The following is an 18,982-nucleotide window of genomic DNA, read 5'->3' as shown; positions in this document are numbered from 1 at the left end:
CTCCAGCCCTGCACGCATCCAATGCATTCGAAGAATATTTTCGATGCTCTCCATGCATACCGCTCTGCATGTCCCGACTTTGCTGGCTTAGCTTTAAAAGCTATAAAAATGTGCTTTTTAAGTATTTAAGCGCTGGTGCGGATTGCGCCTACTTTCGGCTCCTCAATGCCCGCCGTGATCAGGAGCCGCACCCATGAACCTTCCCTTCAAACGTGTCATCAGCCTGTTTGCCGCGCCGGCACTGGCGGGTCTGCTGGCGTTCTCTGCCCAGGCCGACGAGCTCAAGGAAATCAGGATCGCCGTGCCTGATCTGAGCGCCGGCACCCAGCACAGCGGCGGGGGCATCGTGGACGTGCTGCGCGATCAGCAGATCTTCGAAAAGGCCTTCGCCGATCAGGGCATCAAGATTCAGTGGAGTTTCTTCAAGGGCGCCGGGCCGGTGATCAACGAGGCGTTCGCCAACGGTCAGGTGGACCTGGCGTATCTGGGTGATCTGGCGGCCATCATCGGCAAGTCCAACGGGCTGGATACGCGTCTGCTCAGCGCCAGCGCCCGGGGTGTGAAGCAATACCTGGGCGTGGTGCCGGGTTCGGGGATCAAAACGTTGCAGGATCTCAAGGGCAAGCGCGTGGCGATCTTCCGGGGCACCGCGACCCAGTTGTCGTTCGATGCGGCATTGGCCAGCGTGGGCCTGAGCGAGAAGGACGTGAAGGTGATCAACCTCGATTTCAACGCAGCGGTTGCCGCGCTGGCGGCGAAGCAGATCGATGCGTCGTGGGGCAGCTCCGGGCTCACCGCCTTGCAGGCCAAGGGCCTGGCCGAGTTGCCACTGAACACCAAGGATCTTGGCGGTGCCGGCAGTGTGCAGTCGGTGCTGGTGGGCACCGGCAAGTTTGTCGATGGGCACCCGGAAGCCGTGGCGAAGCTGCTCAAGGCGCAGCAACAGGCGGTGGAGTGGCTGACGCAGGACAGCAACAAGGACGCCTACGTGCAGCTTGTGTCGGGACTCGCGAGCTATCCGCCGGTCATCCTCACCCAGGATCTGAAGGATCAGAATCTGAGCGAAGTGTTCCCGTCGACACTGGATCCGCTGTTCCTCGAAAACCTGCAGGGCAAGGTGGACCTGGCGGCGCAGCAGAAGCTGATCCGCAAGCCGTTCAAGGTGAACGAGTGGGTGGCGCCTGAGCTGGCGGCTGCGAAGCTCTGAGTGATGTGATCCTTCCCACGTTGAGCGTGGGAAGGATCCTTAAACCGCGACACTGATTTCCTGTTTATCCACCGCCACCAACGTCTCGATCATCGCCCGCGCCGCCGGTGACAGCCGGAATCCCGTGCGGCTCACAATCCCGCACCGCGCATTCATGCTTTCCAGATTCTGCGGCAGGTTGCGCCAGTGCAATAGCGCCAGCGAGCCCTGGGCAATGTCTTCGACAAACGCCTCTTCAGTGCCCACGCCAATCGCGTTGGATTGCAACACCACTTTCACCAGCGCCGGAAAATGCTCGGTCTCGATGGTGGGGGAAAAGTCGATCCGGCCGCTGAGGTTCGCCAGCAGTTTGCGAATGCCCGGCGGGATCAGCGTGGTCGCCAGCGGGTAGTCGAACATGTCGTTGGTCGACAGGCTTTCCTTGGCCAGCAGCGGATGCCCCGGCCGGCAGAAAAATACCCCGCGCTTGGGTGTCAGCGGCTGGGTCTGGAAGTTCGGGTCGGACTCGAAATGGCGGATGTCGGCGATGAAGAACTCGATCTCCTCGCGGCTCAGGGCGCGGCTGAGTTTTTCCCAGTTATCCACCTGAAAACAGGTGCGCACTTTCGGGTGCGCATTGATGAATTGCGCCACCGCATCCGGCACCAGTTTCACCGCCGGCGCCGGTCCGCAACCGAAGTGCAGTTCGCCGGCGTCGAGCTTGGTCATCTGCGTCACCTCGGCGCTGAGCAATGCCGCGCCCTGTACCAGGGTCAGGGCGTGTTGCAGCACCACCTGGCCTTCGGGCGTGGGGCGCAGATCCTTGTTGCCGCGATCCACCAGCACGCAGCCGAACTCCTGCTCCAGCCCTTGAATGCTGCGGCTGAACGCCGGTTGAGTGATGCCCATGGCATCGGCCGCGCGGACAAAACTGCGGTGTTCGTTGAGGGCGATGAAGTAGCGCAACTGGCGAAGATCCATATGCTTTTCCGGCATCCTAAAAATAGCTCGAAGGCATTTGCGACGAGGGTTGCTTGAGGTTTTAAATGCAAGCTCTTATTCCGTCAACGAAGCATGTGAATATCTATTAGATGTAAATGGAATATAGATAGAGCGTTGTTTCGCTGCCGTCCAACCGCAAGCAGTCGATGAGGGTCTACCCATGAGCAATGCCGCACTCGCTGTAAAACCCGCTGTCCACGCGCTGGAGATTCATCCGGTGGCCGGCCGTATCGGCGCCGAAATCCGGGGCGTGCACCTGTCCGGTGAGCTGGATGCCGCGACGGTTGAAGCCATTCAACAGGCGCTGGTGCAATACAAGGTCGTGTTCTTCCGCGAGCAGACTCAGCTTGACGATCAGCGCCAGGAAGCCTTTGCACATTTGCTCGGCGAGCCGGTGGCGCATCCGACTGTGCCGTCCCGCGAGGGCACTCGTTATCTCTTGGAGCTGGATGGCGCCGAAGGGCAGCGAGCCAACTCCTGGCACACCGACGTGACCTTCGTTGATGCCTACCCGAAAGCGTCGATCCTGCGTTCGGTGGCGGCTCCGGCATTCGGCGGCGACACCCTGTGGGCGAACACCGCGACCGCGTACAACGAACTGCCGACCGAATTGCGCGAGCTGGCGGACAAACTGGTGGCCGTGCACAGCAACGAGTACGACTACGCCGGGGCGAAGCCGGACGTGTCGGCGGAGAAGCTTGAGCGCTATCGCAAGATCTTCACCTCGACCGTCTACGAGACCGAGCATCCGGTGGTCCGCGTACACCCGATCAGCGGCGAAAAAAGCTTGCTGCTGGGGCATTTCGTCAAACGCATCAAGGGTTACTCCCAGGCTGATTCGGCGCACCTGTTCGGCTTGTTGCAGAGTCATGTGATTCGTCAGGAAAACACCGTGCGCTGGCGCTGGAAGGCCGGTGATGTGGCGATCTGGGATAACCGTTCGACGCAGCATTACGCGATTGATGATTACGGCACTCAGGACCGGGTGGTGCGTCGGGTGACGCTCAAAGGGGAAGTGCCGGTCGGGGCGAACGGGCAGCGTAGCCAGACCATCAAAGGGCGCGATTAAGATGATCGTTCCCACGCTCTGCGTGGGAATGCCTCAATGGACGCTCTGCGTCCGCTTTGGGACGCAGAGCGTCCCGGGCTGCATTCCCACGCGGAGCGTGGGAACGATCACTGTCACCAAACCCCGATCTGCACCATTTTCTCCGTCTCCGGCTCCCCATAACGAAACCGCTGCCCACGCAAATCAATCTCCTGATGACTGATCGTCGTGCGCCGCTTCAGCCCGCGCACCCACTCGAACAGATACCCCGCATGCTCCTCGCGCACCGCCGCATACGCCGGATCAGCGCCCAGATCCTGCAGCTCCTGTGGATCATTCAACAGATCGAAAAGCTGCGGCCGGAAGCCGTCGTACGCCAGGTACTTCCAGCGCTCGCTGCGCACCATGGTCATGCGACAACGGTCGATCGGCTGGCCCAGTCGCTCCCGTGCCGGGGCCTGGAAGGCGTAGTCGTATTCGCTGATCGCATAGTGGCGCCAGTCAGGGTTTTCACCGTGCAGCAATGGAATCAACGAGCGACCTTCCAGTCGATGCTCCGCGCCCGTCACGCCCAGTGCTTCGAGAAAGGTCGGCACGCCGTCGATGGTTTCCGCCAGGCGTTCGTCCACCGTGCCCCGTGTGATGTCCGCCGCCGCACGCGGGTCGCGCACGATCAATGGTACGCCCACCGCTTGCTCCAGCAAAAACTCCTTCTCACCCAGCCAGTGATCGCCCAGGAAGTCGCCGTGATCGCTGGTGAACACGATCAAGGTGTCATCCCAGCGACCGTTGCTTTGCAGGAAATCGAACAGCCGCCCCAACTGGTCATCGACCTGTTTGACCAGGCCCATGTACGTCGGGATCACGTTCTGTCGTACCGGATCTTTGGAGAAGTTCAGGCTTTCCTCATGCTGGCGAAAGGCCTGATAGACCGGGTGGTCGCTTGGAGAGGCATTACGTACCGGTTCGAGAATCGATTTCGTACTGTACAAAGTGTGGTACGGCGCCGGTACGATGTAGGGCCAGTGGGGTTTGATATAGGACAGGTGTAAAAACCACGGTTTTTCACCTTGCTCACCGATGAAGTCGATGGCTCGATTTGTAGTGTAGACAGTCTCTGAATGTTGCTCGGGAATTCGCGCCGGCAAATGGGCGTTGCGCATTTTCCAGCCGCTGAGAATTTCGCTGTTGTCACCTTCGGCAGCGTTGGCCCAGTCGTGCCAGGGGTTACGCCCCTCGAACCCCTGCTCGCGCAGGTAATGGGTGTACGGCGCGGATTCGCGTTTGTCATCGAACAGCGGGTCGTCGGGGAAGATGCCGTCGTGTCGAAAGTACGGCTCGAAGCCGACTTCATTCAGCACTTCGGCCTGTGCGCTTTCAGGGTTGATCGCCAGCCGCTGCAAGGCATCCACGTTGGCCGTGGCGTGGGTCTTGCCGACCAGCGCAGTACGAATGCCGTGGGGCCGCAGGTAATCGCCGATGGTCAGTTCTTCCAGCGGCAGCGGCACGGCGTTCCACGCCACCTGATGGCTGCTGACGTAACGCCCGGTGTAGGCCGACATCCGCGACGGCCCGCAGATCGTGCCTTGGGTGTAGGCGCGGCTGAAGCGCACGCCGGCAGCGGCCAGGCGATCGATGTTCGGGGTGTGCAGGTGCGGGTGGCCGTAGCAGGACAGGTAATCGCGGCGCAGTTGATCGCACATGATGTACAGCACATTGCGCACGGGGTTTTGCGGGTTGGACATGGGGTTCACCAGTCAGAAAGACAGGCGAGGTTTTTCGCTTTCGGCGAGGGTGTTCGGCAAGTGCATTCGGGGAATGCTTGTGATGCATGAAACGCATGGGCTCAGACGGCGAGGTTTGCCAGCGAGCACACCTCCTCATCCACCGCATCAATCGCCTTGATTTGCTCGATCATCGCCTCGGCCAATGGCGACAACCGATACCCGGCGCGACTGACAATTCCGTAGCGCGTGTACAGCTCCTCGAGATCATCCGCCAACCCCTCGATTTTTAAACACACCAGTTCACCCCGGGCCTGATGCAGTGCATCCGAATAGGCACCGACGATGCCGATCGCGTCGGAGCGCAGCACTACACCGAGCAGACTGGCGCTGTTCTCACACTCGACATTGGGTATGAAATCCGGGCGGCCACTGAGGTCGACGATGACCTTGCGCAGATTCGGCGGGCGAATGCTGACCGCCAGTGGATAACTCATCAATTGCTCGGCCGAGACCCGCTCAAAAGCGGCCAGCGGATGGCCGGCGCGGCAGCAGAAATGCCATTTGCGTGGCCGCAATCGGTAGGTCAGATAATCTGGATCCGCCTCGAAGTGGCGAGTGTCGGCGACAAAGAATTCGAACTCTTCACTCAGCAATCTTTTGCTCAGGCTCTGCCAGTCATCGACCTGGTAATGCACCCGCGCTTTCGGGTATCGGCCGATGAAACTGCCGATCGCCCGTGGGATCAATCCAGCCGCCGGCGCCGGGCCGCAACCGAAGCGCAACTCTCCCGCCTCCAGCCCGTTGAACTGGCTGATCTCATTGGCCATTTGCTGGGCGCCGCTAACCAGTCGCCGTGCGTGTTCAAGCAGCACCTGGCCCTGTTTGGTCGGCGGCAATTCCTTGCGCCCGCGATCCACCAACTGGCAACCGACGCTGTGCTCCAGCGCCTGAATGCTGCGGCTGAATGCCGACTGCGACAGGTTCACCGCCTGCGCGCCCGCGACGAAGCTGCGTTGTTCGGCGAGGGCGATGAAGTGGCGGAGCTGGCGCAAGTCGATATGCATTTTTCACATAAAAAATATCCGGGAAATGCATTGGATATGCATTAGGTCGACTCCTTATAAAGGCAATCTCTTATGCAGTAAATCTTTGTAAAAACATAAATAAATAACTTAAAAGAATATGCGGCACAGAAGATGTCAGCGTGTTTTTTGACCAGGAGCAGCCCCATGAGTCCGTTGAACCTCGCTTCACCGCCGCCGCCACGACGGCTCAAACGCTTGCCTTTGGCCCTGTTGCTGGCGGGGAGTGCCAGCTGGAATCAGGGTTACGCCGATGAAGCTCAAAACCCTGTACCGACCCCGGCAGGCAAAAACGCCACCGCCACTTCGCAACTGGAGACCGTGACGGTCACCACTCGCCGTCGCGAAGAAAGTTCGCAGGATGTACCGACGCCGATGAGCGTGGTCAGCGGCCAGACTCTGGAGACGCAGCGGGTCTATCGGATTCAGGATCTGCAGCAACTGGTGCCCAGCGTCAACGTCGCCTACATGCATGCACGCCAGTCCAGCGTGTCAATCCGGGGCCTGGGCAACAACCCGGCCAGCGACGGTCTGGAAGGCAGCGTCGGCCTGTACATCGACAACGTTTATCTGGGCCGTCCGGGGATGGCGGTGTTCGACCTGATGGACATCGAACAGCTCGAAGTCCTGCGCGGGCCGCAAGGTACTTTATTCGGCAAAAACACCACCGCCGGGGTGATCAACATCAGCACCCGCGCGCCGAGTTTCACCCCGGAACGCAGCATCGAAACCTCGGTCGGCGAGGACGGTTATTTCCAGACCAAGGGCACGCTTTCCGGACCGCTCAACGATCAATTGGCCGGGCGCATTTCCGCTTATCGCACCCGCAGCGACGGCGACATCAAAAACGAATTCAACGGTCATGACCTGAACGGCGGTTCCCGCGACGGCTTCCGTGCGCAGTTGCTGTTCAAGCCCAACGAAGATTTCAATCTGCGCTGGATCGGTGACTACAACGAAGAGGACTCCAGCGCCGGCACCCGCGTGCTGTACAACACCGGGCCGACCATCAACGGCGTCAACCTCTATCAGTCGCGGGCCAACGCCGCCGGCGCAACGTTGGTCAACGGTTCGCACCGCAAGGTCAATCTGGACAACGACCAGCACGTCACGGTGCATCAGGGCGGCACATCGGTGGAGGCTAACTGGACGTTGCCGAGCGATTTCACCCTGACGTCGATCAGCTCCTATCGCTTCTGGAATTTCACCCCGGCCAACGACGATGGCCTCAATGTCGCGGCGACCTACAACGCCGGGGTTTCCGTCGAGGACAAACAGTACTCGCAGGAATTTCGCCTCGCATCGCCCAAGGGGGAGTTCTTTGATTACGTGCTAGGCGCGTACTACTTCGGTTCGGATCTGGACAACAAATCCTTCGCCTATTACGGCCCGCAGGCCGACATCTGGAACGGCACGCCACGGGGCGCATTGGCCAATGTCGGCAGCGTCGGCAACGGTCACATCAAGACCGACAGTTTCGCCCTGTTCGCCCAAGGCACCTGGCACCTCACCGAACGCCTGGATTTCACCGCCGGGGTGCGCGGCACCTATGAAGAAAAGAATGCCTGGGTCACTCGCGATGCACCGGTCGGCGGCGCCGCTGTCACCGGTGCAGCGGCCACTGCACGACGCGGACGTACCGGCGCTTACGACTCTGGCGATCTGAACCAGTACAGCTCCAGCCCATCCGGATTGCTCAACCTCAGCTATCGCATTACCGATGATCTGCTCGGCTACGCCACGCTGTCCCACGGCGAAAAATCCGGCGGGGTCAACCTCGTGGTCGGTTCCGCTCCGACCGCTGGCGCCGACTCGCTGCTGATCGGCACCGAGCGCGCCAACAACGCCGAGCTCGGCTTCAAGAGCACCCTGTGGGACCGCCGACTGCAGCTCAACGCCAACCTGTTCTGGACTCAGGTCAACGCCTACCAGACCAACGCCTACGACGACGTCAACCGCGTGCAATACCTGACCAATGCCGGCTCTGTGCGCTCGCGTGGTGTGGAATTCGAAAGCACCGTGATCCCGCTGCGTGGCCTGACCCTGAACTTCAACGGCTCGTTCAACGACGTCAGTTACCTCTCGTACAAAGACGCGCCGTGCCCGCCGGAAGTCAGCCTGGCACCGGGGGCTCCGGCCTCTTGCGACCTCAGCGGTCATCAGGTCGTCGGTGCCTCGAAATGGATCGGCAACGCCAACGGCAAATACGAATGGAATCTGGCCAACGGGCTGCAACCTTACGTCACCGGCAGCTACGCATTCCGCTCAAAAGCGGTGGGCACCGTCGAGGATTCCGACTACGGCCAGATCCCGAGTTACGCGGTGGTCAATCTCTCCACCGGCCTGCGCGGCGATTTCAATCAGGGACAGTGGGATGTCTCGCTGTGGCTGAAAAACGCCTTCGACAAAACCTACTACACGACCCTGTGGACCGGCGGCAACGGTGGTTATGAAGGCCTGCTCGGCACGCCGCGCACCCTCGGCGTCACCGGTCGCTACGACTTCTGATCGATCCTTCAAGGAGCTGCATCATGTTGCGCATCAAAACCGCTTTACCGGTGTTGTTGTCCGGCGCAGTGCTCAGTGCCGGAGCGCTCGCCGCGCCCAGCGTCTATCCCACAGGCGTCACCCGATACGACCCGGCCAAGGCCTTCAACCAATATGTGATCTTCAGCGGTGCCGACAAGCAGACGCACCTGATCGACATGAACGGCAACGAAGTGAAGAGCTGGCCTCAGGCCGGTTTCCCGTCAGCAGTCATCGACCCGAAACTGGTCGGTGGTGAGCGCGGTCACGTCCTGCTGCAACTGAGCGAAAAGGATCCGGGCAAGCTCGGTTCCGCCGGTAACGGCCTGGGCAATCAGAGTGTCGGCGAGCTGGACTGGAACGGCAAAGTCGTCTGGCAGTGGGGCGACAAGGCACCCGGTGGCGCCGCGCAACAGCATCACGACCAGCGTCGCCTGAGCAACGGCAACACCGTGGTGCTGGCGAACAAGGTGCACAAGGTCAAAGGCTTCAAAGTGCCCGAGGTGATCGACGATGCGATCTATGAAGTCAGCCCCGCAGGCGAGGTGAAATGGCAGTGGCTGGCGTCGGATCACTTGAACGAATTCGGTTTCACTGCCGAGCAATTGAAGCTGGTGCGTGCCAGTGAAAATCCGGATTACCTGCACATCAACAACCTCAGCCTGGTCGGGCCGAACAAATGGTTTGACTCAGGCGACAAGCGCTTCAATCCGGACAATCTGCTGCTCGACTCACGCAACGCCAATTTCATCGCCATTATCGACAAACACAGCGGCAAAGTGGTCTGGCGCCTGGGGCCGAACCTGCCGCTGGCCAACCCGAAAACCGCGCAGAAAATACCGCGCCCGGTAGACCAGTTCGTCGGCCAGCATGACGCACACATCATCCCGGCCGGGCTGCCTGGCGCTGGCAATCTGCTGGTGTTCGACAACCAGGGTTCGGCGGGTTATCCAAACGTCACGCTGGGGCTGATTTCCGGCTCGCGGGTTCTGGAAATCGACCCGGTGAAAAACGAAATCGTCTGGCAGTACAGCGCCGCCAATTCGAAGCAGCCGGGGTGGGCGTTCTACAGCTCGTTCATCAGCAGCGCGCGGCGTTTGCCCAACGGCAACACGTTGATCGACGAGGGCATGAACGGGCGGTTTTTCCAGGTAACGGCCAGCGGTGAAAACGTCTGGGAATACGTCAGCCCTTATCTGGGCAAGGCGCCGGGCAGCGATGCGATCAGCAACTGGGTGTATCGAGCACTGCCTGTGAGTTATGACTGGGTACCGGCCGGAACGCCGCGTTCGGAGACGGCAGTGATTGCGCCGGTAGTCGGTGTGCAACAGACCAACGCCAGCCGTTAGTTTAAATGCTATTAACACTCTTCAGATTCGAAATAAGTTATGAGCGACATGAATAGTGCATATAGCAATATCGTTGAAAAGTCGCGTGGACAATAAGTAAATGTCCAACCATCCTGAGTGTTGTGAGTTTCCAGGAGGAAACTTGCTCTCATCGGAAGACACTTATCCAACGATAAAGGAAATCTCGTTATGTCGAGCATTAATGGCAACTATGTAAACGCTAACGCTGGCGCCAAACTGACGATTACCGATGGCAACGACTCCAACGGCACCTTCAGCGGCAAATTCAGCCAGAACGGCGTGAACTACGACATCGCGTACGGTCACTACCACTTCCAGAACAGCACCGGGCAGCCTACGATCATTACTTTCGCGGCTCTGAATGACGGCACTGGCTATCAGTCCTGGACCCTGTTCTCGCCGGATCACAACTACTCGAAAGTTCGTGCGGTGGGTTCACGCACCAACTTTGACGGTGATGTAGTCGGTCTGGCCGGGGAGTTTGTGAAGCAATAAGAAATTCTGTAAGTCGAAGGCCGATGCATTAAGCATGCATCGGCCTTTTTATTTGCCTCTTGAAAAGTTCGTCAACTATCACCTTGGTATTAGTTGTCACTGAATGCCGGGGCGTCGATAACCCGATGCCTTGGATGAATACTTTTTATGCCGGGAAAGCATGTCGATTCTGGCGAATCGCTGGAAGCCTTGCGGGCCGTGGCTTTGGCGGAAATGACCGTTTTTTATATTCCATAAACATCTATCCATAACATGAAAGATTACTTTCGGAGATAAGCCTCTAGCCCAATGATTAACCCATCGATCACGCCGTGGGGGATTCAACAAGCGGCGCATCGGCTACGCGAAAAAACGCAAAGAGACCGCAGGGAGTAAATCAATGGGCAATGTCCAGACCGCCGCCAGTGCACAGGAGGTGCTGTGGCGCCAGGCGCCGAGCGGCGAGTTGGTCGATCTCGGCCGGCCCCATCGTGTGCCGTTGGGGCAACTGCGTTTGCAGCGCGCGCCCAAGGGCATTCTGAGCCGCCGCGAAACGATTCTGCTCGGCGTTCTGGCGCTGGTGGTGCATGGCGCGGTGATCTACTGGATCAATCAGCACCCGACGCCGGCGCTGCCGATCGTGCCGCCGGAAATTCCACCGATGACCATCGAGTTTTCGCGCCCGGCACCACCGGCACCACCTGTGGTTGTACCGCCGCCACCGGCACCTGTGGTCGAGCCACCGCCACCGGTGGAAGACGAACTGGCAACCAAGCCACCACCAAAACCGAAGCCGATTCCCAAGCCGAAACCGGTCGCCAAACCCGTACCAAAACCGGCCCCCAAAGCCGTCGAGCAACCCCCGGCTCCGCCACAACCGGCGGCCCCGGTCGCCGCACCAGCGCCACCTGCACCACCGGCGCCTGCTCCGGTGACCCCGGCCTCGGCCAACGCCGCGTACCTGAAGAACCCGGCGCCGGAATACCCGTCGCTGGCCCAGCGTCGCGGTTGGGAAGGCACGGTGTTGCTCCGGGTGCACGTACTGGCCAGCGGCAAACCGGGCGAGATCCAGATTCAGAAAAGCAGTGGCCGGCAACAGCTCGACGACGCGGCGCTGGACGCCGTGAAGCGCTGGAGCTTCGTGCCGGCCAAGCAGGGTGATGTCGCCCAGGACGGCTGGGTCAGCGTGCCCATCGATTTCAAGATTCATTAAACCGAAACCAATTTCGCGCTAAACGTTTACACGAGGGAACACATCATGACGTTACTGGCATCTCCACTGGAATCCATCGAAAGCGCGGTGATCTGGCTGCTGGTGGTCTTCTCTGTCGCCACCTGGGGCCTGGCATTGCTCAAGGCTGTGCAGTTCGGCCGGTTGAAGGCGCAGGATCGCAAATTTCACAAGCGCTTCTGGGCGGCGTCGAGTCTGGACTCCGCCGCCGAGTTGAGCGAAACCCAGCCCGGCGCAGCAGCGCGGGTGGCACAGGCCGGTTATGCGGCGATTCAAGTGGGCGAGGCGCCTCAGGCCAATGACCTGAGCCAGGCGATCAACCATCAGGATCGCCTCGAACGTGCCTTGCGTCAGCAGATCGTCCGCGAGCGTCGTTCGTTGGAAACCGGTCTGGCGGTGGTTGCGAGTATTGGCAGTACCTCGCCGTTCATTGGTCTGTTCGGCACGGTGTGGGGAATCATGGAAGCGTTGAAAGGCATCAGCGCGGCAGGCTCGGCGAGTCTGGAAACGGTCGCAGGTCCCATCGGTGCAGCGCTGGTCGCCACCGGGGTGGGGATCGCGGTCGCGGTGCCGGCGGTGCTGGTTTACAACTACTTTTTGCGTCGTCTGAAACTGACGGCGGCGGACCTGGACGACTTTGCCCACGACTTCTACAGCCTGGCGCAAAAGAGTTCGTTCCGCGTGCTGATCCACCCGACCGCGCACAAGGCTGCGGCCCAGGGCAACGCAACAAAAGTGAAGGAGGCGTCCTGATATGGCCTTCTCCACGCAAGACAGCGACGAGGTGCTGAGCGAGATCAACGTGACGCCGCTGGTCGACGTGATGCTAGTGCTGCTGGTGGTGTTCATCGTCACCGCGCCGCTGCTGACCAACGCGATACCGATCAACCTGCCGAAGACCGAAGCGGTGGCGCCGGTCGAGCAGAAAGACCCGTTGGTGGTGAGTATCGACGGTGCTGGAAAACTGTTTATCAACAAGGACGAAATCCAGCCGGACCTGCTGGAGTTCAACCTCAAGTCGGCCAAGGCCAAGGACCCGGAAGTGCGCGTGCAATTGCAGGCTGACGACGGGGTGAATTACGGCGAAGTGGCGCGAGCCATGGCTTCGATTGAGCGGGCAGGCATCACCAAACTGTCGGTGATCACTGCACGATAAGGGTTTCACGTTTTTCCGGGGCCGTCTCCTTGGCAGGGTGCGGCCCCTTTTTTTGCCCGAGGATTTATATTCTTTTCAGGTCTTAATAAATAGCTTCTTATTCCTTAACGAATATAAATCCCGTCCCTATACTCCTTCAGGAACAGACACGACGCAGGAGAGCTCCCCCATGCGCAACGAATCAATCCGCTATCTGATTGTGCCGGGCTGGCAAGGATCGCCAGAAGATCATTGGCAAAGCCACTGGCAGAACAGCCTGCCGAACAGCGCGCGGGTGGAGCAGGCCGACTGGCTGACGCCGCGTCGTGAAGACTGGGTCGCGGCGCTGGCCGAGGCGATTGCCGCCGACAGCACGCCGGTGATCCTGATCGCCCACAGCCTGGGTTGCATCACCGTGGCGCACTGGGCGGCCACCGCGCCGTTGCAGCATTTGCGTCAGGTGCGCGGTGCGCTGCTGGTCGCGCCTGCGGATGTAGAACGTCCGGCCTGCGTGCCGGCACTGCGCAATTTCGCACCGATTCCGACCGACCTGCTGCCGTTCCCGAGCCAGGTCGTCAGCTCCGACAACGACGCCGCCGTCAGTGCACCGCGTGCCTTGGAGCTGGCACGCAACTGGGGTGCCGAGGCGGGAATTCTCGCGGGTGCCGGCCATATCAACGTGAAGTCCGGGCATCAACGCTGGGAGCAGGGATTCGCTTATCTGTATCGCCTGCAAAACCGCATGGAACACCACGCCCGGCGTCGTGCCTGACCATTTTTTTTTTTCAGCGCCCCCGTCTCCCGGCGATTTGGGGCGGGAGTCTGCCATGAGTTTCGAAACCTTCGGTCAGCCGTTGCTGACCTTTCCCGATGCGGAAAAAAGTCCCCTGAGCATTCGCGCGAAGGCGCTGGTGTTCGTCGATCCACGCTCGCGCCAGCTGCGCGAGGAAATGGCCCAACTCGCACCGCGCTCGATTTCGGTGTTGATTCGTGGCGAGACCGGTACCGGCAAGGAATTGCTCGCCCGCCATATCCACCGCGCCAGTGATCGCAGCGGCTTGTTTGTCTCGGTCAATTGCGGGGCGATCAGTCCGACGTATGCCGATGCCGAGTTGTTCGGCTACGCCGCCGGCAGTTACAGCGGCTCGGCCAGCAGCCGCGCTGGCTGGTTCGGTTCGGCCAACGGCGGCACGTTGTACCTGGATGAAATCGGCGACCTGCCGTTGCCGATCCAGATCAAGTTGCTCGCCGCGCTGGAAAACCACGAAGTCACCCGCGTCGGTGCCCATCAACCGAGCCCGGTGGATGTGCGCCTGGTGGCGGCGACCAGCATCGATTTGGCGCAAGCGGTGGCGGCGGGGAAATTCCACGAGCGGCTCTATCACTATCTCAGCGAGGGGCATCTGGAACTGCCGGCGTTGCGCGCGCGGGTCGGCGACATTCTGTCGTTGGCCGAGTACTTCCTCGGCATCTACAGCCAGCGCCTGGATCTACCGGTGCCGCTGATCAGCGAAGCGGCGCAGGAGGTGCTGGAGCAACACAGTTGGCCGGGCAACACCCGGGAGCTGGAAAACGTCATTCATTTTGCGTTGCTGGTGAGCACTGGCGAGGAAATTCTGCCGGAGCACCTGAACCTGCCCGAGGTGTCTGGGACGCTGGTTCAGATCGAACGTCAGGTGGCGAGCATCACTGCCAAAGGGACAGCCGAGGAACGTAAGGCATTGAAAAAATTACTGTTGAGCCTGAGCGAGGCGTTGTAACCATTTTGTTCAACATGAACAAAATGGAATATGAAGCTGAATAAACGTTATTGTCCGGGAATAAAAAATCCCGGTATTGTCCGCTTCACGCCAGCAGTAGCACATCGCTGGCACACGTATTAATGCCGTCGTCGATGACGACCGATTTTCGATAAGGACACTGCATGAAAAAGGTTCTGTTGTTTACCGCATTGGCGGCTGCTCTGACGGCTTCCCTGGCGCAGGCCGGCGAGAAACTGGTTGTCGCCGCGACCCCGGTTCCGCACGCCGAGATCCTCGAACTGATCAAACCGACCCTCGCCAAAGAAGGCGTGGATCTGGAAATCAAAGTCTTCACCGACTACGTACAGCCGAACGTACAGGTTGGCGAGAAGCGTCTGGACGCCAACTACTTCCAGACCCTGCCGTACCTGAACAGCTTCAACCAGGGCAAATACAAGGACGACAAAGCCAAGTACCTGGTGACCGTGCAAGGTGTGCACGTTGAACCGTTTGGCGGCTACTCGAGCAAGTACAAGACCCTGGCCGAGCTGCCGGACGGCGCCACCATCGCCATTCCGAACGAAGGCAGCAACAGCGGTCGTGCACTGATCCTGCTGCAGAAGGCTGGCCTGATCGAACTGAAAGATCCGAAGAACGCCCTGGCGACGCCAAAAGACATCGCCAAGAACCCGCACAACTTCAAGTTCAAGGAACTGGAGTCGGCCCTGCTGCCGCGTGTTCTGAAAGAAGTCGACCTGGACATGATCAACACCAACTACGCGCTGGAAGCCAAGTTGAACCCGACCAAGGATGCTCTGGTGATCGAGGGTGCCGATTCGCCTTACGTGAACTTCCTGGTGGCCCGTGAGGACAACAAGAACAGCGACGCGATCCAGAAGCTGGCCAAGGCCCTGACCAGCCCGGAAGTCAAAGCGTTCATCGAGAAGAAGTACAACGGCGCGGTACTGCCGGCGTTCTGATCTGACGCAGCAACACAACCCCTTCAGGTATGAAAACGCCGATGGCCAGTGATGGTCATCGGCGTTTTTGTGTGTGCGGGTGAGGGGTTTTTAAGCTCACGCTATCCCGGTCTTCAACGCCCGGCGCAACGCCACCAACAATTTCACAATCTCATGCGGATCCAGTCGCTGCGGCACTTTTACGTCCATGTTCTCTTCCTTGTTATGGGGTTCGGCCGAGGGAGTCTGGCCAAAAGCTGTTCGTCCTTGGAGGGCTTTGATGAAAAAAAGATCCGTCCTACAGCGCTGGGGACAATAGCCTTCCTCCTCCTTCCCGGCAAACCCGTCGATTAGTTTTTTGTGTGATATCAATATGCTTTATCGGTATTTAAATTCTTCTTTTTATACCTTTAAAGTCGGTGCCTGCCGGACAGCTATCCGCTGCCCATGGACTGCACCACCGTCGCTTACCGAGCGGCGTCAGGATGTTTCATGAACTTCGATTACGCATTTATCCTCAGCACCCTGCCGGCGTTTCTCAAAGCCGTGGGCGTGACGCTGCAGGTCGGTTTGATCGCCATTGGCACCTCGCTGCTGGTGGCGTTGCTCAATGCGACGATTCTGGTGTTCCGCACGCCTTACCTGCAAAAGCTGGTCGGGCTGTATGTGGAGCTGGCGCGCAACACGCCACTGCTGATCCAGTTGTTCTTCGTCTACTTCGCCTTGCCGGCACTGGGGATCAAGGTTTCCGGTTTCACTGCCGCAATCATCACCATGACTTTTCTCGGCGGCGCCTACCTCACCGAAGTGCTGCGCGCCGGCGTCGATGCGGTGCCTCAGGCGCAACTGGAGTCCGGTCGTTCCATCGGCTTGTCCCACGGTCAGTTGCTGCGCTACGTGATCCTGCCGCAAGCGGGGATCCTCAGCCTGCCGTCGCTGTTCGCCAATTTCATTTTCCTGCTCAAGGAGACCACCGTGGTCTCGGCCGTGGCGGTGCCGGAGATTCTCTACACCACCAAGAGCTACATCGCGCTCTACTACAAAACCTACGAAATGCTCGCCGTGCTGACGCTGATCTGCGTGCTGTTGTTCCTGCCGCTGTCGCTGCTGTTGAGCCGTCTGGAAAGGAGGCTCCAGCATGGCCAGTTCGGGTCTTGAACTGCTCTGGGTGTCGTTGCCGCAATTGGCAAAAGGCGCCGGGCAAACCCTGTCGATCTCGTTCCTCAGCATCGCCATCAGTACCGTCGGCGGCGTGCTCTACGGTGTGCTGCGCACGCTCAACGTGACGTGGCTGAACGCGGTGCTGCGAATTTATCTGGAGCTGTTCCGGGCGATTCCGGTGCTGGTCTGGTTGTACCTGCTGTTTTTTGGCTTGCCGATTTTCTTTGGCCTGAGCCTGCCGAGTTTCTGGTGCGCGGTGCTGGTGCTGTCGCTGTGGGGCGCCAGCGAGGTCGGCGAAGTGGCGCGCGGTGCGCTGCATTCGTTGCCGCGCGGGCAGCGTGAAGCGGGGCTGTCGGTCGGTCTGAACGCGGCGCAGCTCTATGGCTACGTGCTGTTGCCCCAGGCGCTGAAACGCATGACGCCACCGACCATCAACGTCTACACGCGGATCATCAAGACCAGTTCGCTGGCGGTGCTGATCGGCGTGGTGGATGTGATCAAGGTTGGCCAGCAGATCATCGAGCGCACCTACGAATCGGTGCTGATCTACGGTGCGCTGTTCCTGTTTTTCTTTTTCATCTGCTACCCGCTGTCGGCCGCCTCGCGCGTGCTGGAGCGGCGCTGGACGCAAGCATGAGCGCATTGATCGAGTTTCAGGGTTTCAACAAATTCTTCGGCGAACAGCAGGTGCTCAAGGGCATCGACCTGCAAGTGAAATCCGGCGAAGTCATCGTCATCCTCGGCCCCAGCGGCTGCGGAAAAAGCACACTGCTGCGTTGCCTCAACGGCCTGGAAACCGCCCACAGCGGTCACTTGAAATTCGCCGGCCGCGAACTGCTGGACAAGGCCACCGACTGGCGTGAAGTGCGCCAGCAGATCGGCATGGTGTTCCAGAGTTATCACCTGTTCCCGCATATGAGCGTGCTCGATAACTTGCTGCTCGGCCCGCTCAAGGTGCAGAAACGCGAACGCCGCGAAGCACGGCAGCAAGCCGAAGCATTGCTCGAACGCGTTGGTCTGCTGGACAAACGTGATGCCTTCCCGCGCCAGCTCTCCGGCGGCCAGCAGCAACGCATCGCCATCGTCCGCTCGTTGTGCATGAACCCGCGGGTCATGCTCTTCGATGAAGTCACCGCTGCCCTCGACCCGGAGATGGTCAAGGAAGTGCTGGAAGTGATTCAGGGCCTGGCCCGCGAAGGCATGACCCTGTTGATCGTCACCCATGAAATGGCCTTCGCCCGCGCAGTGGCCGATCGCATCGTGTTCATGGATGCCGGGCGCATCCTTGAACAGAACCCGCCCGAGCTTTTCTTTACGAACCCGCAAACCGCACGCGCGCAGCAGTTCCTGGAGAAGTTCTCCTACGTCGAAGCCCTGCCTTCAACGACTTCGTCTAAAACGACTCAAACCAAGGAACTGGAACTGCCATGAAAACTGCCAAAGCTCTATTCGCATTACCGCTGATCAGCCTCGCGCTGCTGGCCGGCTGCAACAAGACCGAAGAACCGGCCAAGCCGAAAGTCGCCAGCGAAAGCACCGCGCCGGCCGGTTATCTGGACAAGATCAAGGCCCGCGACAAACTGATCGTCGGCGTATTCACCGACAAACCGCCGTTCGGTTTCGTCAATGAAGCCGGTCGCTATGTCGGCTTCGATACCGACATCGGCCGTCAATTCGCCAAGGATCTGCTGGGCGATGAAAACAAGGTCGAGTTCGTGGCCGTGGAGCCGGCGAGCCGCATTCCGTTCCTGCAAAGCGACAAGGTCGACCTGATCCTCGCCAACATGACCGTGACCCCGGAGCGCAAGGAAGCGGTGGAATTCACCAACCCGAACCTGAAAGTCGCGGTGCAGGCGTTGGTGGCTCAGGGCAGCGAAGTGAAGAAACTGGATGACCTGGCGACCCGCACCACCATCGTAACCACCGGCACCACTGCCGATATCTGGCTGACCAAGAATCACCCGGACTGGAAACTGCTGAAGTTCGAGAAAAACTCCGAGTCCCTGCAAGCCCTGGCCAACGGCCGTGGCGATGCTTACGCGCAGGACAATCTGGTGCTGTTCAGCTGGGCCAAGCAGAACCCGGGCTACCGCGTGCTGGATGAAAAACTCGGTGCTGAAGCCCCGATTGCACCGGCGGTGAAGAAGGGCAACATCGAATTGCGCGATTGGGTGAATGCGGAGTTGGCCAAGCTTGGAGAAGAGAAATACCTGCTCAAGCTGTATGACCAATATGTGCGTAAAGAGCTGAGCGATGACACCAAGCCTGAGAGCGTGATTGTCGAAGGCGGGAAGTGGCAGGGCTAAGCCGATGATCGTTCCCACGCATGCGTGGGAACG

At 59.7% G+C, this 18,982-nt stretch carries 18 protein-coding genes; 15 read left to right on the top strand and 3 right to left on the bottom strand.

Going from position 1 to position 18,982, the window contains the following annotated elements; genetic code table 11:
* The first annotated feature begins 193 nt into the window (after positions 1–193).
* Complete coding sequence (locus tag AC1RR7_RS13780) at positions 194–1,207, top strand: ABC transporter substrate-binding protein (RefSeq protein ID WP_011331920.1); 1,014 nt, start codon at positions 194–196, stop codon at positions 1,205–1,207.
* Positions 1,208–1,246: 39 nt separating this feature from the next.
* Here AC1RR7_RS13780 and AC1RR7_RS13775 read toward each other — a convergent pair whose 3' ends face one another.
* Positions 1,247–2,167: a LysR family transcriptional regulator gene (locus tag AC1RR7_RS13775; protein ID WP_039764497.1), complete on the bottom strand. Its 921-nt coding sequence runs from the start codon at positions 2,165–2,167 to the stop codon at positions 1,247–1,249.
* A 181-nt stretch (positions 2,168–2,348) separates the two neighbouring features.
* Between AC1RR7_RS13775 and AC1RR7_RS13770 the strand changes: the two genes are divergently transcribed.
* A complete protein-coding gene (locus tag AC1RR7_RS13770) occupies positions 2,349–3,257 on the top strand; it encodes a TauD/TfdA dioxygenase family protein (protein WP_273536938.1) in 909 nt (302 codons plus the stop codon).
* 113 nt (positions 3,258–3,370) lie between these two features.
* On the opposite strand, the gene AC1RR7_RS13765 is transcribed toward AC1RR7_RS13770, so the two are convergent.
* Both AC1RR7_RS13765 and AC1RR7_RS13760 read right to left on the bottom strand, forming a co-directional pair.
* Entirely contained in the window at positions 3,371–4,981 is a 1,611-nt protein-coding gene (locus AC1RR7_RS13765) for an alkaline phosphatase family protein (RefSeq protein WP_273536936.1), read from the bottom strand.
* 101 nt (positions 4,982–5,082) lie between these two features.
* Positions 5,083–6,027 carry a LysR family transcriptional regulator gene (locus AC1RR7_RS13760; RefSeq protein ID WP_096821871.1) on the bottom strand — a complete coding sequence of 315 codons (945 nt, stop codon included), beginning with the start codon at positions 6,025–6,027 and terminating at the stop codon, positions 5,083–5,085.
* 165 nt (positions 6,028–6,192) lie between these two features.
* Between AC1RR7_RS13760 and AC1RR7_RS13755 the strand changes: the two genes are divergently transcribed.
* From AC1RR7_RS13755 to AC1RR7_RS13695, 13 genes are all read left to right on the top strand, one after another.
* Complete coding sequence (locus AC1RR7_RS13755) at positions 6,193–8,553, top strand: TonB-dependent receptor (protein ID WP_102620575.1); 2,361 nt, start codon at positions 6,193–6,195, stop codon at positions 8,551–8,553.
* A 23-nt stretch (positions 8,554–8,576) separates the two neighbouring features.
* The gene (locus AC1RR7_RS13750; protein WP_493157700.1) at positions 8,577–9,920 is read left to right on the top strand and encodes an aryl-sulfate sulfotransferase; all 1,344 of its coding nucleotides are present in this window, start codon (positions 8,577–8,579) and stop codon (positions 9,918–9,920) included.
* A 189-nt stretch (positions 9,921–10,109) separates the two neighbouring features.
* The gene (locus AC1RR7_RS13745; protein ID WP_007952780.1) at positions 10,110–10,436 is read left to right on the top strand and encodes a hypothetical protein; all 327 of its coding nucleotides are present in this window, start codon (positions 10,110–10,112) and stop codon (positions 10,434–10,436) included.
* Between the two features lie 379 nt (positions 10,437–10,815).
* Positions 10,816–11,628 (top strand): energy transducer TonB, encoded by an 813-nt coding sequence (locus AC1RR7_RS13740; RefSeq protein ID WP_041475106.1) that lies wholly within the window; start codon positions 10,816–10,818, stop codon positions 11,626–11,628.
* A gap of 45 nt (positions 11,629–11,673) precedes the next feature.
* Positions 11,674–12,399, top strand: coding sequence for a MotA/TolQ/ExbB proton channel family protein (locus tag AC1RR7_RS13735; RefSeq protein ID WP_011331927.1), 726 nt, complete (start codon positions 11,674–11,676; stop codon positions 12,397–12,399).
* Position 12,400: 1 nt separating this feature from the next.
* On the top strand, positions 12,401–12,802 hold the full coding sequence (locus AC1RR7_RS13730; protein WP_003220570.1) for an ExbD/TolR family protein: 402 nt from the start codon (positions 12,401–12,403) through the stop codon (positions 12,800–12,802).
* A 169-nt stretch (positions 12,803–12,971) separates the two neighbouring features.
* Positions 12,972–13,553: an alpha/beta hydrolase gene (locus tag AC1RR7_RS13725; protein WP_085712674.1), complete on the top strand. Its 582-nt coding sequence runs from the start codon at positions 12,972–12,974 to the stop codon at positions 13,551–13,553.
* 55 nt (positions 13,554–13,608) lie between these two features.
* Positions 13,609–14,541: a sigma 54-interacting transcriptional regulator gene (locus AC1RR7_RS13720; RefSeq protein ID WP_493071524.1), complete on the top strand. Its 933-nt coding sequence runs from the start codon at positions 13,609–13,611 to the stop codon at positions 14,539–14,541.
* A gap of 164 nt (positions 14,542–14,705) precedes the next feature.
* A complete protein-coding gene (locus AC1RR7_RS13715; protein ID WP_096821875.1) occupies positions 14,706–15,503 on the top strand; it encodes a MetQ/NlpA family ABC transporter substrate-binding protein in 798 nt (265 codons plus the stop codon).
* A 471-nt stretch (positions 15,504–15,974) separates the two neighbouring features.
* Entirely contained in the window at positions 15,975–16,640 is a 666-nt protein-coding gene (locus tag AC1RR7_RS13710) for an amino acid ABC transporter permease (protein ID WP_096821876.1), read from the top strand.
* Entirely contained in the window at positions 16,621–17,280 is a 660-nt protein-coding gene (locus AC1RR7_RS13705; RefSeq protein ID WP_493157698.1) for an amino acid ABC transporter permease, read from the top strand. Before AC1RR7_RS13710 ends, AC1RR7_RS13705 begins: the two co-directional genes overlap by 20 nt.
* Complete coding sequence (locus AC1RR7_RS13700) at positions 17,277–18,074, top strand: amino acid ABC transporter ATP-binding protein (protein WP_493157696.1); 798 nt, start codon at positions 17,277–17,279, stop codon at positions 18,072–18,074. The genes AC1RR7_RS13705 and AC1RR7_RS13700 overlap by 4 nt, the downstream gene beginning before the upstream one ends.
* A complete protein-coding gene (locus AC1RR7_RS13695) occupies positions 18,071–18,949 on the top strand; it encodes a transporter substrate-binding domain-containing protein (protein WP_305833345.1) in 879 nt (292 codons plus the stop codon). Before AC1RR7_RS13700 ends, AC1RR7_RS13695 begins: the two co-directional genes overlap by 4 nt.
* Positions 18,950–18,982 lie beyond the last annotated feature (33 nt).

It is taken from the genome of Pseudomonas sp. GW821-FHT11G12 (genome assembly GCF_058808055.1).
Note: the sequence above shows the minus strand (reverse complement) of the source record. Positions and strands in the feature narration are given on the sequence as shown.

Coding starts and splice junctions, on each gene's coding strand:
- AC1RR7_RS13765 (WP_273536936.1), bottom strand. CDS start 4,981: ATGTCCAACCCGCAAAACCCCGTGCGCAATGTGCTGTACATCATGTGC.
- AC1RR7_RS13710 (WP_096821876.1), top strand. CDS start 15,975: ATGAACTTCGATTACGCATTTATCCTCAGCACCCTGCCGGCGTTTCTC.
- AC1RR7_RS13730 (WP_003220570.1), top strand. CDS start 12,401: ATGGCCTTCTCCACGCAAGACAGCGACGAGGTGCTGAGCGAGATCAAC.
- AC1RR7_RS13750 (WP_493157700.1), top strand. CDS start 8,577: ATGTTGCGCATCAAAACCGCTTTACCGGTGTTGTTGTCCGGCGCAGTG.
- AC1RR7_RS13705 (WP_493157698.1), top strand. CDS start 16,621: ATGGCCAGTTCGGGTCTTGAACTGCTCTGGGTGTCGTTGCCGCAATTG.
- AC1RR7_RS13760 (WP_096821871.1), bottom strand. CDS start 6,027: ATGCATATCGACTTGCGCCAGCTCCGCCACTTCATCGCCCTCGCCGAA.
- AC1RR7_RS13780 (WP_011331920.1), top strand. CDS start 194: ATGAACCTTCCCTTCAAACGTGTCATCAGCCTGTTTGCCGCGCCGGCA.
- AC1RR7_RS13695 (WP_305833345.1), top strand. CDS start 18,071: ATGAAAACTGCCAAAGCTCTATTCGCATTACCGCTGATCAGCCTCGCG.
- AC1RR7_RS13720 (WP_493071524.1), top strand. CDS start 13,609: ATGAGTTTCGAAACCTTCGGTCAGCCGTTGCTGACCTTTCCCGATGCG.
- AC1RR7_RS13735 (WP_011331927.1), top strand. CDS start 11,674: ATGACGTTACTGGCATCTCCACTGGAATCCATCGAAAGCGCGGTGATC.
- AC1RR7_RS13755 (WP_102620575.1), top strand. CDS start 6,193: ATGAGTCCGTTGAACCTCGCTTCACCGCCGCCGCCACGACGGCTCAAA.
- AC1RR7_RS13770 (WP_273536938.1), top strand. CDS start 2,349: ATGAGCAATGCCGCACTCGCTGTAAAACCCGCTGTCCACGCGCTGGAG.
- AC1RR7_RS13715 (WP_096821875.1), top strand. CDS start 14,706: ATGAAAAAGGTTCTGTTGTTTACCGCATTGGCGGCTGCTCTGACGGCT.
- AC1RR7_RS13725 (WP_085712674.1), top strand. CDS start 12,972: ATGCGCAACGAATCAATCCGCTATCTGATTGTGCCGGGCTGGCAAGGA.
- AC1RR7_RS13740 (WP_041475106.1), top strand. CDS start 10,816: ATGGGCAATGTCCAGACCGCCGCCAGTGCACAGGAGGTGCTGTGGCGC.
- AC1RR7_RS13745 (WP_007952780.1), top strand. CDS start 10,110: ATGTCGAGCATTAATGGCAACTATGTAAACGCTAACGCTGGCGCCAAA.
- AC1RR7_RS13700 (WP_493157696.1), top strand. CDS start 17,277: ATGAGCGCATTGATCGAGTTTCAGGGTTTCAACAAATTCTTCGGCGAA.
- AC1RR7_RS13775 (WP_039764497.1), bottom strand. CDS start 2,167: ATGGATCTTCGCCAGTTGCGCTACTTCATCGCCCTCAACGAACACCGC.